The 14,943-nt window shown below is 45.0% G+C and carries 12 protein-coding genes; 10 read left to right on the top strand and 2 right to left on the bottom strand.

Annotation, left to right across the window (positions count from 1 at the left end):
* The 10 genes from RIB93_RS07835 to thyD form a co-directional block, all read left to right on the top strand.
* Positions 1–1,603: putative Ig domain-containing protein (locus RIB93_RS07835; protein ID WP_446371929.1), on the top strand; the 1,603-nt coding region annotated here is incomplete at its 5' end.
* Between the two features lie 514 nt (positions 1,604–2,117).
* Complete coding sequence (locus RIB93_RS07840; RefSeq protein WP_446371931.1) at positions 2,118–2,264, top strand: DUF2256 domain-containing protein; 147 nt, start codon at positions 2,118–2,120, stop codon at positions 2,262–2,264.
* Positions 2,265–2,287: 23 nt separating this feature from the next.
* The gene (locus tag RIB93_RS07845; protein ID WP_446371933.1) at positions 2,288–3,220 is read left to right on the top strand and encodes an isoaspartyl peptidase/L-asparaginase; all 933 of its coding nucleotides are present in this window, start codon (positions 2,288–2,290) and stop codon (positions 3,218–3,220) included.
* Positions 3,221–3,641: 421 nt separating this feature from the next.
* Complete coding sequence (locus RIB93_RS07850; RefSeq protein WP_446371935.1) at positions 3,642–4,049, top strand: response regulator transcription factor; 408 nt, start codon at positions 3,642–3,644, stop codon at positions 4,047–4,049.
* Between the two features lie 364 nt (positions 4,050–4,413).
* A complete protein-coding gene (gene upp, locus RIB93_RS07855; RefSeq protein ID WP_446371937.1) occupies positions 4,414–5,049 on the top strand; it encodes a uracil phosphoribosyltransferase in 636 nt (211 codons plus the stop codon).
* Between the two features lie 32 nt (positions 5,050–5,081).
* Positions 5,082–5,573, top strand: a complete 492-nt coding sequence (locus RIB93_RS07860; RefSeq protein WP_446371939.1) for an ureidoglycolate lyase — start codon at positions 5,082–5,084, stop codon at positions 5,571–5,573.
* 106 nt (positions 5,574–5,679) lie between these two features.
* Positions 5,680–6,615 carry an Rpn family recombination-promoting nuclease/putative transposase gene (locus tag RIB93_RS07865; protein ID WP_446371941.1) on the top strand — a complete coding sequence of 312 codons (936 nt, stop codon included), beginning with the start codon at positions 5,680–5,682 and terminating at the stop codon, positions 6,613–6,615.
* Between the two features lie 325 nt (positions 6,616–6,940).
* The gene (gene secA / locus RIB93_RS07870; protein ID WP_446371943.1) at positions 6,941–9,739 is read left to right on the top strand and encodes a preprotein translocase subunit SecA; all 2,799 of its coding nucleotides are present in this window, start codon (positions 6,941–6,943) and stop codon (positions 9,737–9,739) included.
* 117 nt (positions 9,740–9,856) lie between these two features.
* The gene (gene psb28, locus RIB93_RS07875) at positions 9,857–10,246 is read left to right on the top strand and encodes a photosystem II reaction center protein Psb28 (protein ID WP_446371951.1); all 390 of its coding nucleotides are present in this window, start codon (positions 9,857–9,859) and stop codon (positions 10,244–10,246) included.
* 7 nt (positions 10,247–10,253) lie between these two features.
* Positions 10,254–11,165: a thylakoid membrane protein ThyD gene (thyD, locus tag RIB93_RS07880; protein ID WP_446371945.1), complete on the top strand. Its 912-nt coding sequence runs from the start codon at positions 10,254–10,256 to the stop codon at positions 11,163–11,165.
* Positions 11,166–11,750: 585 nt separating this feature from the next.
* Here thyD and RIB93_RS07885 read toward each other — a convergent pair.
* Positions 11,751–13,505: an NACHT domain-containing protein gene (locus tag RIB93_RS07885; RefSeq protein ID WP_446371947.1), complete on the bottom strand. Its 1,755-nt coding sequence runs from the start codon at positions 13,503–13,505 to the stop codon at positions 11,751–11,753.
* 203 nt (positions 13,506–13,708) lie between these two features.
* The gene (locus tag RIB93_RS07890) at positions 13,709–14,767 is read right to left on the bottom strand and encodes a TIR domain-containing protein (protein WP_446371949.1); all 1,059 of its coding nucleotides are present in this window, start codon (positions 14,765–14,767) and stop codon (positions 13,709–13,711) included.
* Between the last annotated feature and the right edge of the window lie 176 nt (positions 14,768–14,943).

Raw genomic sequence — 14,943 nt, forward strand, 5'->3', positions numbered from 1 at the left:
CTTAGATATCACCAATAACTTTAGTGACGTTGATGGAGATGATTTAACCTACTCTGCCACATTAGCAGATGGCACTGACTTACCTTCTTGGTTAAAATTTGACTCCGATACAGGCACATTCAGCGGTACACCTGATACAGGTGATGAAACTCAACTGAGTATCTTAGTCACAGCATCAGATGGGCAAGGGGGTACACAAACTGATGGGTTTGACTTAGATATTACTCCTGCACCTGTAGTCAATAATGACCCCATATTAGTCTCTCCCATCACTGACCAAACGGCAAAGAGAAAAGAAGTTTACAGTCTAGATATCAGTAACTATTTCACTGACCCTGATGGCGACACTCTCACCTTCTCGGCTACGGGTTTACCCAAAGGATTAAACCTAAATCCGGAAACGGGTGTAATTAGTGGTACTCCCCGCAATAAAGCAGTCGGCACTAACTCGATTACTCTCACCGCTAATGACGGTAATGGAGGGGAAATCAGTGATGTCTTTGACTTAACAGTTAATCGGGGAACAAGGAATAATGGCAATGCAAAACCGAAACTAAAATTCAACAATGATCTGTTGTTTCTCAAGGGCAAATCTCCAGCCGATAAACTCCTGTTCACGCTTACGGGTAACAACTCATCCTTTGTCAGTGAAGTGGGCATTTTTGAAGTGGATAATGCGGCGGGAAAGATTAATGGGATTAAACCCGGAGAAACTGATTATCTGCAAGCCGCTTTGGATGAAGGAAACGTTCTGTTCTCCAGTTTGCCCAATAATTTTGCTGGCGATAACCTAACTCGGATTTTGGATGTGGAGCAAGTTTTCGGTGAGACGACTCCCAATCTGGGATTTTATCTGGTGCAAAACAGCACAACGGATAATGTCCAAGCCGCATTAGATTCAGGACAAACGCCAACTAATGTCTGGTTTAGTCTTCCCGGCGCTAATGCCAACAATACGGATTATTTTGAGGTACTGAATGGAGAGAACAATCAGTTTACTCTCAATTGGCAAAACCCAATGGCAGAGAGTAACGATACTCTGACGCTAATGGTTGAACCGACGAATGAATTACCTGCGTTAGGAACTCAATTACAAGGAGAACGAGAACTCATTGATTTACGTGGACAAAGCAGTCCGGTAGACGCGAATTTTATCGAGATTAAGAGTCATGCTGGTTTCGATAATTCCGTCGGCTTGTATGTGATTGAAAACGAAGATGGGGCAGTGGAAGACCCAATGACAGGTCAATTGATTCACCCAGAGGACGAGGGTTATGCTCAAGCTGCCCTTGCCCAATCAGTGGTTAGTGATGTGAATCGGGGGATGGCGACGTTTGACACCCAATTAGAGGGAGGAAGTCTGCTGGCACCTTACATTATTGCCAATGGCACCACGGAGGAATTGCTGGCTGAGAATCCCAATAATCAGTACCTGGGTTATGGAGAACCGATTGCCTACTTTGCCCATTTAGGTGCGAATCCTGATGGGGTTGACCACATTCGCCTCCTAGGTGATAACACCTTTGGCTTTGAGGATTTGTATGGAGGTGGAGATCAAGATTTTAATGATTTCACCTTCCAGGTTGATTTAACCGTTGCCTAACGTCTGGCATTGAAGAGGGCGACCCGATTTTCTTGAAGGGATTGGAGTTGTTAATTAATGCAGGCGGGTCGCCCCTACAGGTTATTTGTCATCATTTTCAATCCCATCCAATTGTAGGGTGCGTTAGCGAAGCATAACGCACCGTTGTTCAAGGCTTTGGTCGGTTACGGCGGATAGCCAATTAAATGGTATTTTCCCAAATAAAGTTCCGCCTAACCCACCCTACGGTGTCTGGGGAAATTAATTATTGGTGGGTTACGGCGGATAGCCAATGTAAATGGTATTTTCCCAAATAAAGTTCCGCCTAACCCACCCTACGGTGTCTGGGGAAATTAATTATTGGTGGGTTACGGCGGATAGCCAATTAAATGATATTTGCCAAAATAAAGTTCCGCCTAACCCACGATGGCGGTTTACTGGTTTACAGGATTACAGGGTTAAAGGATTACAGGGTTACAAGGAGTTACGATTGAGGAGTTAACTGCTCCTTAACGTAACATGGCACGAGTACGCTGTGAAGAAAGCTAAGTCAGACCTACCGACCAAAATCTGCCCCGTCTGCGAACGTCCTTTCAGTTGGCGCAAAAAATGGGCGAAATGCTGGGATAATGTAAAGTTCTGCTCGGAACGCTGCCGCCGACGCAAATCCCAAGCCAGTTGACTATCAAGGAGTTCGTGAATTCAATGCAACCCAAATTAATTATTCATGGTGGTGCCGGAAGCGCGCTGAAAACCAAAGACGCCACCCAAGCGGTGCGCGATTCGCTTTATACAATACTTGATGATGTCTATGCCTTGTTATCATCGGGTGCAAACGCCCGTGAAGCGGTGATTCGAGGCTGTCAACTCCTAGAAGACGAACCCCGCTATAATGCCGGAACGGGTTCGGTATTACAATCCGATGGACAGATTCGCATGAGTGCCTCACTGATGGATGGTAAACCTCAACGCTTTAGTGGTGTGATTAATGTCTCGCGGATTAAAAATCCCATCGATTTGGCGAAGATTTTGCAAGATTGTCCCGATCGCATTCTCTCGGATTTGGGGGCGGCGGAATTGGTGCGGGAAGTGAATGCACCGATTTACAACCCGTTAACTGAGAAGCGCTTACAGGAGTGGTTACAGGATAGACAGGACAACTTTGAACGGACAATGGCGGATGTGGTAAGCGAACCGGAACTCCTTTCTTCGGAAGCCGGACGTGGCACAATTGGAGTTGTGGCGTTAGATAGTCAGGGCGGCTTGGCGGCGGGTACATCCACCGGAGGTAAGGGATTTGAACGCATTGGTCGAGTCAGCGACTCAGCTATGCCTGCGGGGAATTACGCTAACCTAAACGCTGGGGTAAGTTGTACCGGAATTGGGGAAGATATTATTGATGAATGCTTCGCTGCACGGGTTGTGGTGCGTGTCACCGACGGGTTATCCTTAGCCGATGCTATGGAACGTTCCATAAAAGAAGCAAAAGAGAATCGGCGGGATTTAGGTGCGATCGCGATTGACGCTAGGGGTGCGATCGCCTGGGGCAAAACCAGCCAAATTCTCCTTGCTGCTTACCATACCGGACACCAAAAGGGAGACACACTAGAAATGATTGAGGAGGTGCAAACGGTATAGCAGAGGTTATCCTTCATCAATAGGCTCAATCAACCAATCTCGCAGGTTGCCTGGATGGAGACAGTATTTCTGGGCAAGACGTGCTGTTCCATCCCAGCTTCCTGCTAACTATGGATTAATCAGCCTTTGTTTGGAGTTAACCACAACTAACGTAATACGCTTGTTTACAGTGTATTACGCTCTTGTCTGTAGTTTCACTGATCAACTCGCTTGAGTCAAGTTTTGTTTGCAAATCTTTATAAGGATAGATATCTGTAAATTCTAGGAGAGGGTTCCCCAACCATAAGCAAGGTCTAGTTTTCCCGCAAACCTGAAAAACCTAGAGAATTCACGGATGAAAACCCTCAACTGTTAGGGAATAATAAAGAAGAACAACATGATTCAATCCAACTAAAACGCCAGTATGGAAATAGGCGAAACAATGCGAAGAATTCTAATCATTGAAGATGACATAAGCCTACGGGATAATTTATCTGAAATTTTAGCAATGGAAGGATATAATCCCGCCAATGGCTATGATGTCATTGCTACAGATAACGGGTCAAGTGGCGTCAACTTTAGCTTATGTCTGAACCCAGAATTAATTATTTGCGACATTAATATGCCCGGATTTGATGGGTATACCGTTTTATCACAACTGCGCCGTTTTGGTCGTCAAACCCCGTTTATTTTTTTGACAGCAAAATCCGAACCCAGGGATATTGAACGCGGGATATGTCTAGGAGCCAATCTGTATGTAACAAAACCTTATGTCTTGGAGGAATTGATCAGCATGGTGAAGCGAGTGTTAACGGATATCCCTTCTCCCTCTTCTGCATCAAAAGTATAGCGCTACGCGCCAGGGAATAGGGAATAGGCTTTCTTGCAATAGTGAAGTTGTAGAGACGTTGCATGCAACGTCTCTACCATAAAATGTGTCTCCCAAGATCCAGTCGTCTTTAGACGACTGGATAAGAGTTTTAGTCCATTGCCCACCAACTATGACGTTACCCATTGACTTTGCTAGTGTAAAATAGGCTAATATTCTCACTGTTATATTGTTTTTATTTTAGATATTGCAAAAATGAATCAAAGCCATTTTGCAAATGCATTTTAGGTTATATTCCTTTCTGTGCTGTGATTTGGCAACAGGAGTGGTATACTCTCAGGAAGATTAACTTTTATACAGATAAAAATCTGTCTACTATTAACAGATGATCCCTCAAGTTACAGTAATCGATCACCCATTCGTACAGCACAAGCTAACCCTTATGCGTCAGGCTGACACCAGTACAGCTAAATTTCGTCAACTGATGAAAGAAGTTGGCGGCTTGCTGGCTTACGAGGTAACGCGGGACTTACCGCTGAAATACGCAGCAATTAAAACACCCCTGGCTCCCATGCACGCTCCCATGCTGGCTTCAGATAAGAAAATGGTGATTGTTTCGATTATGCGGGCAGGGCAAGGGCTGGTTGATGGTATCTTAGAACTGATCCCTTCCGCCCGCTTGGGGCATATTGGCTTGTATCGTGATCCAACGACTCGGATTCCGATTGAATATTATTGCAAACTGCCTCATGATATTGAACACCGAGACATCTTGGTGGTTGATCCCATGGTAGCTACAGGGAATACAGCCGTAGCCGCCGTGGATCGGGTGAAGGATTTTATCCCCTTGTCCATCAAGTTTTTGTGCTTGCTAGCTGCACCGGAGGGAATCGCGAATTTCCATGATCATCATCCGGAAGTCCCTCTGTATACCGCCGCGATTGATGAAAGCTTAGATGAGCATGGTTATATTTTGCCCGGACTTGGGGATGCAGGCGATCGCCTGTTTGGGACAAAATAGCAGTAAGCTTTGTGTTGCAATGGATATCTGTCATGAATCGCACTATTTCAGTGAAACAGCTTTCAGTAGAAGAAATTAGCGCCGAACGCTTTCAACCCTTCGGTCAATTAATCACGCCGACAGCCGATGATAAACCCTATGATGCAACAGATGCACAATTAGTTCTGCACAACGGTACTCCCCGCTTTTACATCATGCGCTTGTATCACAGAGGTCGCAAATTTCACAAAATCACGCGCCATCAGCACTGTACCCAATGTTTGGGTTCTCTAGAAGGGAAAGACTGGTGGATGGCGGTTGCACCTGCTGGTGAACGTGAACAACCCGCGATCGATGAAATTAAAGTTTTCCGGATTCCGGGAAACTGCTTTATTAAGTTAGAACTAGGGACTTGGCACGCGGGTCCTTATTTTGAACATGATGTTGTCGATTTCTACAACTTAGAACTGAGTGACACGAATGAGGTTGACCACTTTACTCATAATTTCCGGGAAACTCACAATTTAGAGTTGGAAATTGTTTGACGTATCACCTCAATAAAATCATCACTTTTTAGTAAATGAAAGACGGGGCGATCGCTGTGCTAGAATTGGACTTTATTCCATATATTTATAAAATGGGAGACCTAAAATGAGGTTTATTAGTCCCAAGATCGATTATGCCTTTAAAAAAATATTTGGTTCCGAACAAAGCCAAGAGATTTTAATCAGTTTTCTCAATGCAATAATTTATAACGAAGAAAAAATCATTCAATCCCTAACAATTGTTAATCCCTATAATCCGGGTCAGGTGATTACCTTAAAAGAAACTTATTTAGATGTCAAAGCCGTTTTAGCGGATGGGTCGATTGTGGTCATTGAAATGCAAATAGCGCCGATGACTGCCTTTAACAAGCGGGTAGCTTATAACTTGGCAAAAGCCTATAGTAACCAGTTAAAAACAGGCGATGATTATCCTTTCCTGAATCCAGCAATTGCCGTAACAATTACTGATTTTATCTTGTTTGCCAACACAGCTCAGGTAATTAACCAATTTGTCTTTCAAGAGAAAACCCAAAAATTTGAACTTCTCGATGGTGAATTGCAGCTAATCTTTGTCGAACTTCCCAAGTTCAATAAAACATTGTCTGAACTACAGAGTTTAACCGATAAATGGATTTATTTCCTGAAAGAAGCAGCGAGTTTGGAGAGTGTTCCTGATAATTTAGGGGAAGTTTCAGAGATAGAACTTGCTTTAAACCTTGCTAATCAAGCCACAATGACGGTAGAAGAGTTGGAGGTAGTTGATCGGCGAGGCATGATGTTGCAAGATGAAAAAGGACGGCTGGCTTATGCTGAAGAAAAAGGAAAAAAAGAAGGGAAAGAAGAAGGAAAAGAAGAAGGGCGACTACAACAGACCAAAACTCTAGTAGGGCGTCTAATTATGAAGCGTTTTGGCGAAATTCCGTTGGCAATCAGCCGCAAACTTGAAGAATTACCGTTGAGTGATTTGGAACGGTTAACTGAGGAAATTTTCGATTTTCAAAGTTTGCCGGATTTAGCCAGTTGGTTGGAGGATCGCCAGTAGCTTGGTGGAAATAAACTGAACTTTAAGTTCTGTGAATATGCCTCAAACCCTTACAAATGAAGTAGCTTGCTTCTTTTCGGGCAGCGAGTATGACAAAGGACAAATGACAAAGGACAAAGGACGAAGCGCCCCTCAATCTGAGCAAAAATGGTAGGATGATCATAAAAATGCCGCCCTAAGCGGTGGTTTATCATGGGTTAGCCGTTAGCCACTGGGACTCGTGCAAGATTGCCTGTGAACGCTGACTCCCCTATTCATGCCCTTAGTCTTGAGTGTCTAACCTTAACCCTAGACCAAGCGCGATTAGACGTATCCCTCTCCTGCTATGTTAAAAAACTTACTTGGCGATCCAAATACCCGCAAACTTAAACGATACCAACCATTCGTTGCCGATATCAACGTTCTGGAAGAAGATATCCGATCGCTCTCCGATGAGCAACTCCAAGGGAAAACCACAGAATTCAAGCAGCAGCTTGAAGGCGCGACAACCGATCGCGAGCGAGAAGAACTGTTAGAGGATCTCCTACCCGAAGCCTTCGCCGTCGTGCGGGAAGCTGCATGGCGGGTTTTGGGAATGCGCCATTTTGATGTGCAGCTATTAGGTGGTGTTGTGCTGCACCGAGGAGAAATCGCAGAGATGAAAACGGGTGAGGGAAAAACCCTTGTATCCACCCTCCCAGCTTATCTCAACGCTTTAAGTGGCAAAGGCGTACATATTGTTACCGTTAACGATTACCTGGCACGTCGGGACGCGGAATGGATGGGACAGGTACACCGCTTCTTAGGACTAACGGTGGGACTAATTCAGTCAGGGATGGGTCCTGCGGAACGACAGCGCAACTACGGCTGTGATATTACCTACGCCACAAACAGCGAGTTGGGCTTCGACTACTTGCGGGACAATATGGCAACCTCAATGAATGAGGTGGTGCAGCGTCCCTTCAATTACTGCATCATTGACGAAGTAGACTCCGTACTTATTGACGAAGCCCGCACCCCCCTGATTATTTCCGGACAGGTGGAACGTCCCACCCAGAACTATATGAAAGCGGCTCAAATCGCGAAAATGCTGCAGCCGGAAGAGCATTATGAGGTGGATGAAAAAGCGCGTAATGTCATCCTCACCGATGAAGGCTTTATCGAGGCGGAAAAACTCCTAGAGGTTGGGGATTTGTATGACCCGGAAAATCCCTGGGCGCACTATATCTTCAACGCGATTAAGGCAAAGGAACTGTTTACCAATGACGTAAACTATATCGTGCGTAACGATGAAGTGGTCATCGTCGATGAGTTTACCGGACGAGTCTTACAGGGACGGCGTTGGAGTGATGGACTGCACCAGGCGATTGAGGCAAAAGAAGATGTCGAGATTCAAAAAGAAACCCAAACCCTAGCTACAATTACCTATCAAAATTTCTTTTTGCTTTATCCCAAGCTAGCCGGGATGACCGGAACAGCCAAAACAGAAGAAGCCGAAATTGAAAAAATCTATAACCTACAAGTCACGATTATCCCCACCAATAAGCCCCCCGGACGGCGGGATATGTCGGATGTGGTGTATAAAACTGAGGAAGCCAAATGGAAAGCGGTGGCACGAGAATGTGCAGACATGCATGAGCAAGGACGCCCGGTATTGGTGGGTACAACCAGTGTGGAAAAATCAGAAGTGCTTTCGCGTTTGTTAAGCCAATTGGACGTTCCCCATAATCTGCTCAATGCCCGACCCGAGAACGTGGAACGGGAATCAGAAATTGTGGCACAAGCAGGGCGCAAAGGGGCGGTGACGATCGCGACGAACATGGCAGGACGTGGTACCGATATTATCTTAGGGGGTAATGCGGACTACATGTCGCGGCTGAAAGTGCGGGAATATTTCATGCCGCAGATTGTCATCCCCGAAGAAGAAGATTCCTTTGCAGCTATGGCAGGAGGGGGTGGGAAACGCTCCCAAGCCCAAGGGTTTGCGCCCGGTAAAAAAGTGAAAACTTGGAAGGTGAGTCCCCAGATTTTCCCAACTCAGTTGTCTGAGGAAACAGAGCAAAAGTTGATTGAGGCGGTGAAGTTTGCCGTGCAGCAGTATGGGGAACGTAGTCTACCGGAATTAGAAGCCGAAGAAAAAATAGCGATCGCGGCGGAAAATGCCCCGACGGATGACCCCGTGATTCAAAAGCTGCGGGAGGTTTGTCGGGCGGTGCGAAAGGAATATGAAGCCTTTACTCATAAAGAACAGGATGAGGTAATCAACACCGAGCCGATCGGCGGATTGCACGTCATTGGTACCGAACGCCACGAATCTCGCCGGATTGATAACCAACTGCGGGGACGGGCGGGACGCCAAGGTGACCCGGGTTCGACGAAGTTTTTCCTCAGCTTAGAGGATAACTTGCTGCGAATCTTCGGGGGCGATCGCGTGGCGGGGATGATGAATGCGTTCCGAGTTGAGGAAGATATGCCGATCGAATCGGGAATGCTGACTCGTTCCTTAGAAGGGGCGCAGAAAAAAGTGGAAACGTTCTACTATGACACCCGGAAACAGGTGTTTGAATATGACGAGGTGATGAATAATCAGCGGCGGGCAATTTATGCCGAACGTCGTCGGGTGTTAGAGGGATTAGATCTTAAAGAACAAGTCATCCAATATGCCGAGAAGACGATGGATGATATTGTAGACGCCTACGTCAACCCGGATTTGCCCCCGGAAGAATGGGATTTAGGCAGCTTGGTGTCCAAGGTACAAGAATTTGTCTATTTGTTGCAAGATCTCCAGCCGGAGCATCTCGATGATATGACGGTGACGGAGATTAAAACCTTCTTGCATGAAGAAGTCCGCAAAGCTTACGACATTAAAGAAGCCCAAATCGATCAAATTCAACCGGGATTGATGCGACAAGCAGAACGGTTCTTCATCTTGCAGCAGATTGATACCCTGTGGCGGGAGCATTTGCAGTCGATGGATGCGTTGCGTGAGTCGGTCGGGTTACGGGGTTATGGGCAGAAAGACCCACTGATTGAGTATAAGCAAGAAGGATATGAAACCTTCTTGGAAATGATGATTGACATTCGTCGCAATGTGGTGTACTCACTGTTCCAATTCCAGCCGCAAGTGCAACCGCAAGCCGTGTAGTTTTGAGTCATTTCTCGTGAGCGTTAGATCCCCGACTTCGTAGGAGTTGTCGGGGATCTCTTCGGTGAGAGGCATAAAGTTTTGTATACTGAACAATATAGTATTCGCCATTTAAAAATGACTTCCCAAACGCCATCGATTCAATTTTTTGAAGGACTTCCTGAAGAACTGAGCAATGTTAGCTTACGGCGAAATCGGAATTCGGGGGTGCGTTCAGTATTAATGAGTTTCGATTCTTTAAAAGCGATAGAAAAATTTCAGAGTTATACCAAACGATTCGCCAACGCCTTGCTTTTAATTGATGAAGAAGGGCAGATTAGTGTGGAACCCTCATCAGTTAAATTTATATTCAGTGGTCCCGAAGGCGATGATTTAAAGCGGGTAGACTGCGAATTTGAAATCGAGCACCAAGATCACTGGGATCGGTTCATGCGCTTTATGCACCGCTATGCCGAAGTCAATGGTATGGCTTACGGTGATACTAAACCAGCACAGGGAGCAGAGTAAGTTAATCGTGAAAATTGCTATTACTGGAGCAACCGGATTTATTGGTTCTCGCTTAGTCAAGCGTCTGCTTGAGTTAGAGCATCAACCGATGATTTTAACCCGAAATCGAGCCAAAGCGACTCGGCTGTTTCCTGATTTAGAGATTGTCGGCTATACGCCCACCGAATCGGGATCTTGGCAAGACGCGATCGCCGGGTGTGATGGAGTGGTGAATTTGGCGGGGGAACCCATCGGTGAGAATCGCTGGACATCAGAACGGAAACAAGCAATTCTCAATAGTCGCCAACTGGGAACCCGGCGAATTGTAGAGGCGATCAGCCAAGCGTCATCTAAACCCAGCGTCTTAGTGAATGCGTCGGCTGTTGGCTATTACGGGACTAGCGAAACAGCAACCTACACTGAAACCAGTCCCCCTGGAGACGATTTTCTCGCCCAAGTCTGTCAGGCTTGGGAAGCTGAAGCCCAAAAGGTGAAAGAGGCTGGGGTGCGGTTGGTTATCCTTCGGTTTGGAATTGTTCTCGGTGATGGTGGCGCACTAGCGAAAATGTTACCTCCATTTCAACTATTTGCTGGAGGTCCAATTGGTAGTGGGCGTCAGTGGTTTTCGTGGATTCACCGAGAGGATTTGGTGAACTTGATTATCAATTCACTCACCCGCAACGAGATGGAAGGGGTTTTCAATGCTACAGCACCCAACCCAGTGCGGATGTCGGAATTTTGTCAGACTTTGGGAGATGTGATGAATCGTCCCTCCTGGTTACCCGTTCCCAGCATTGCTCTAGAAGCGTTATTGGGAGAGGGGGCTAAGGTGGTACTAGAGGGTCAAAAGGTGTTACCTAAGCGGACAAGTAGCAGTGGTTTTAACTATGACTATGCCAATGTCAAACCTGCGTTAGCTGATATTGTGACTTCTAGTTGACACGCTTGGGGAAAACTTTTTTCGACCGTTTTTTGTGTGATACCTTTTTTTTCACAGGATGTAGAGACGCGCCATGGTGCGTTTCTACTGATATAAAATCAACGGCATAGAAGAAGATTTGTTTTATTCAGATGAGGATGAGTTTTACTTTTTGATGTGAGAGTGAAGCCGTAGCCCAAAGCGCCGCCGAGTCAACGGATAGTGATTGTGGGGATAACAGAGGCGGATATCCAGGAATTAATTGTAGGGGCGGGTTTAGCCATTTAATTCAGACATTCACCGATACCCTATCAACAAAACCCGCCCTCCCCACCAATAACTGGGGTTACAGTGGCTGGGAATGATGCGGTTAGTCGTAGATGCGCCAGTGGGAGTGTTAACGTTAGAGCATCGGGGGAGTAATGGTAGTTAGGGTGATATTGGGTATTGGTTTGTAAGCTTTATCCGGTGGGGGTTTATACCAAGTTGCGTTCTATCATGTCTAGGAACAGCGTTGCGAAGAATCTGGACAGATGCGCGAGCGTCATTCCGTTTCACTGCATTCTGCTCAGAATGACAGATTTTACCTTAGACTGCAACTTAGTATTAGCGTTCAATTTCCATCTGGGCAAAGTGTTCCATCAGCATCCGGTGGATGAAGATATACCCGCCGCCTACTTTTTGGAGGAAAATGCGATCAGCGGCGTAGTCAAGAAAACGGGCGTAGTTCCAGGGGATGTAGTTGTTGAAGTAAAGGATTAGGCGTAAAATAAAGTGTTGGATTATGCATAAAAAACCGCGCATTGTACCAACCATCAGTCCTACCGACAACCCTAGTTTCAGAATGCCTAGTCCAGTTAAAGATTCAGGTTTTATGTGCATGAGTTCGGTTAAACCAATGAACGGTAAACATATTACTACCGGAATTAAACAACCAATTAAAGTTGTAAAAGTAGCATTTTTAAATGACTTTTTAATCCCTTGATTTGGAACAGTTGTATTGGCTGTATTCTTGACCTGAAACCCAGCCATCAAAAATCGCCATGTTCCAACAGATATTGTCATAAATATAGTCAATGCTATAGCAGAGATTAACCCTCCCGATAAAGCAATAAATATCCTGAGTATTTGATTATATGAATTTGACTCCAGATAAAATTTAGCTGTAGAAATTATAAAAAAAATTGAGCTATAAATTTCAAATTCATTGATAAAAGCACGCCAGTCATGTAATCCTTTTTTCCAAGACCATTGCAGAAGTTCAATCGGTTGTATTTGTACTTTATTTCCTCTGGTCATTCCAAGTATCAAAAACAAAGGAATTACTATGAATCCAAACACTGTTATATCTAGCAAATACAGAAAAATAAAACTTAGTAATCCTAGGTTTAAACCAAATATAAAACCGTACACTAATTTATCTTGAATGTTTTGCAACCATAGATAAGGTTGAATACTTTCAATCAAGAATATTGTTTGAGACTCCTGAACCATTCTCTGCGCCAACCAATTAAGCCATCGGATTGTCTTATATTTTGAGTATATTTGCTTGCCTTTTGAACGATTATGGCGATTAAAAATTCGCTCAATGTAGTCATCAAATAACTTCTTGCGTCGCTCTTCCAACACTTGGATTTTTGGTAAATCCTCAAGTGCTACTCCCTGATAAGCCAACATCATAACATTAAGCATCAAAGGGGATTGGGCTAACTCTTGTAGTACCGTATCCTCTACCATTAATGCTCTCAACCCTGCCAAATCAGCACCAACCCTATCCAAATAATTATAGATTTGCTCTAAAGTCAGCGATTTTATATAAACAGCACTTTGAAATTCCAGGCGCTGAGAAAGAGCTTCATAGTCTTTGCTCCGACTGCACACCAATAATTCTGCACCATAATTCTGATAGAATGTGTTCAACGCTGCAATACACTCATCTCTATACTCAGCCTTAACTTCATCCAAGCCATCCAGCAAAGGCAGCAGTTGCTGTTGTGTTATCCAAGCTTGTCCAATTTTTTCAGGAAACTTATACTTGCTATTCAGTTCCTCAACTAACCAATCGGCTATCTTCTGCCGCTTATTCGCCCAAGAGTAGAGGTTAAAGACGACAGGAATTGGGAGATTACTATTATGTTTAGCACGGTCGATTAAATCGCGGGTGAGTTCCAATAACGTCGTGGTTTTTCCTGACCCAGGTTCTCCTAAAATGAGTAGTGTCCTCCCTGTGCCGATTTGGTCAAAGATATCGATAATTTTAGTTCCATCGGGGAGGGGTTGAGGTAAGTCATCCGTCTCTATAATCAGATTCCAAGGATTAGTAATCGCATCAGGGCGTTCCTCCAACCCCAACTCAATCATCACCTGATTGTAAAGGGATTTTTCCAGAACATCTTTGACCCAAAAGTTGTTGACTCTATTGAGTAAAGCCTGGCGATTGCGGGACTCTTGCTGAGTTATAGGTTTGTTATGGATACCCGCTTGAATCGGTTCTTGGATTAGGCGAGAATTAGACACCTGATCTCGACCCACTGACGCGGTGTCAGCAGATAACAGTGGGTCATCTAAGGGTGTGGCGACGATCCAGTTGCAGCAGCTTTTATTTGCTTACAAATTTTGACCAATACTTGATTTAACTCAGTTGGACTCAGACTATCTAACGGTTGATTCGGGTTATGTGCAGCTTGATAATCAGGAATGTCTGTTTCATCGTATAGACAGAACGTTACAGGTATCCAAATAATTTTAACACCTTCCTTTTCAGCGGCTGCCAGTAAAGGCGGCAATTCATGTTCAGCAATAAAGTCAGAGGCAAGAAAATCAGAACTGACCATTAAAACCGCTACATTTGCTGCGGCGAGAGCGTTTTCGATTTCTGCTTTCCATTTGACCCCAGCTTGGATTTTTGTGTCATCCCACACCGAGATTGTCTTATTCCGCATCAGCGGTTTCAGCATAGTCTGAAGTTTTTCTAACCAGACTTTATCCTTGTGGCTATAACTGATAAAAACTTGTTCGCGTTTCATCGGCTTATTGGCTTGAATTGGGGGTGGTTGAATCGTTAAATCTGGAGTGGGTGCTGAATGGGTAGGTAAATTCTTATCGATAAATCGTTTCACCTGGCGATAAATCTGACTCTTCCTATCCTTTACCTTACAGATAGAAATATGGTCAAAATCCATCGGTACAGGAATCACACCCTTAATCCCCGGATCAGCACTGGTTTGATTCACGACTAAAATCCCGTGGGTGGGTCGCGTTTCGCAGTACACTAACATCGGGATTTGGCTAAACTGTTCGTTATTGCGATATAAAAGATTCAATTCCCGCAACCGTGAGTGATGCGCCTCCAACTCCTCAACCGAGACAGTGGTTTGCAGAATCCCGCCGATATGCTTAATCCAACTCGCCATATCTGAACCGGAATGAGGCGTAGATAGGAACACAATCCCCCTTGTTTGGGATGCGATCGCACTCCACCTACCAAAATCCCTAGCACTCCGCAGCATCTGCTTTACCAGTAATCCCCCCATGCTGTGAGTAATAAAAATAATCGGGCGATCGCCTATCTCATAACTATCCAACAGATCTAAACTATTCGTGGCGCGATCTGACAATGGCATAGAATTCCCTTTCCAGCGAAAAGGTTCCACCTCATACCGCTTCTAAAAGTCTGGACACATCTACCCACAAGTAGACAACCTTGGACAAAACTCAGCGGTATAAGTTTATACTAGCGCTTGCTTTTAGTGCGTTGCCGCTTCCCTGTTGAGGGTTGACCAAAAACTCCCAGTTAGAG

It is taken from the genome of Coleofasciculus sp. D1-CHI-01 (assembly GCF_040218875.1).
Classification (GTDB): domain Bacteria; phylum Cyanobacteriota; class Cyanobacteriia; order Cyanobacteriales; family Coleofasciculaceae; genus Coleofasciculus.

Bases quoted from the DNA above. Each gene is read 5' to 3' on its own strand.
- RIB93_RS07845 (WP_446371933.1), top strand. From the start codon at position 2,288: ATGCAACCCAAATTAATTATTCATGGTGGTGCCGGAAGCGCGCTGAAA.
- RIB93_RS07850 (WP_446371935.1), top strand. From the start codon at position 3,642: ATGCGAAGAATTCTAATCATTGAAGATGACATAAGCCTACGGGATAAT.
- upp (WP_446371937.1), top strand. From the start codon at position 4,414: ATGATCCCTCAAGTTACAGTAATCGATCACCCATTCGTACAGCACAAG.
- RIB93_RS07860 (WP_446371939.1), top strand. From the start codon at position 5,082: ATGAATCGCACTATTTCAGTGAAACAGCTTTCAGTAGAAGAAATTAGC.
- RIB93_RS07865 (WP_446371941.1), top strand. From the start codon at position 5,680: ATGAGGTTTATTAGTCCCAAGATCGATTATGCCTTTAAAAAAATATTT.
- secA (WP_446371943.1), top strand. From the start codon at position 6,941: ATGTTAAAAAACTTACTTGGCGATCCAAATACCCGCAAACTTAAACGA.
- psb28 (WP_446371951.1), top strand. From the start codon at position 9,857: ATGACTTCCCAAACGCCATCGATTCAATTTTTTGAAGGACTTCCTGAA.
- RIB93_RS07885 (WP_446371947.1), bottom strand. From the start codon at position 13,505: ATGATTGAGTTGGGGTTGGAGGAACGCCCTGATGCGATTACTAATCCT.
- RIB93_RS07890 (WP_446371949.1), bottom strand. From the start codon at position 14,767: ATGCCATTGTCAGATCGCGCCACGAATAGTTTAGATCTGTTGGATAGT.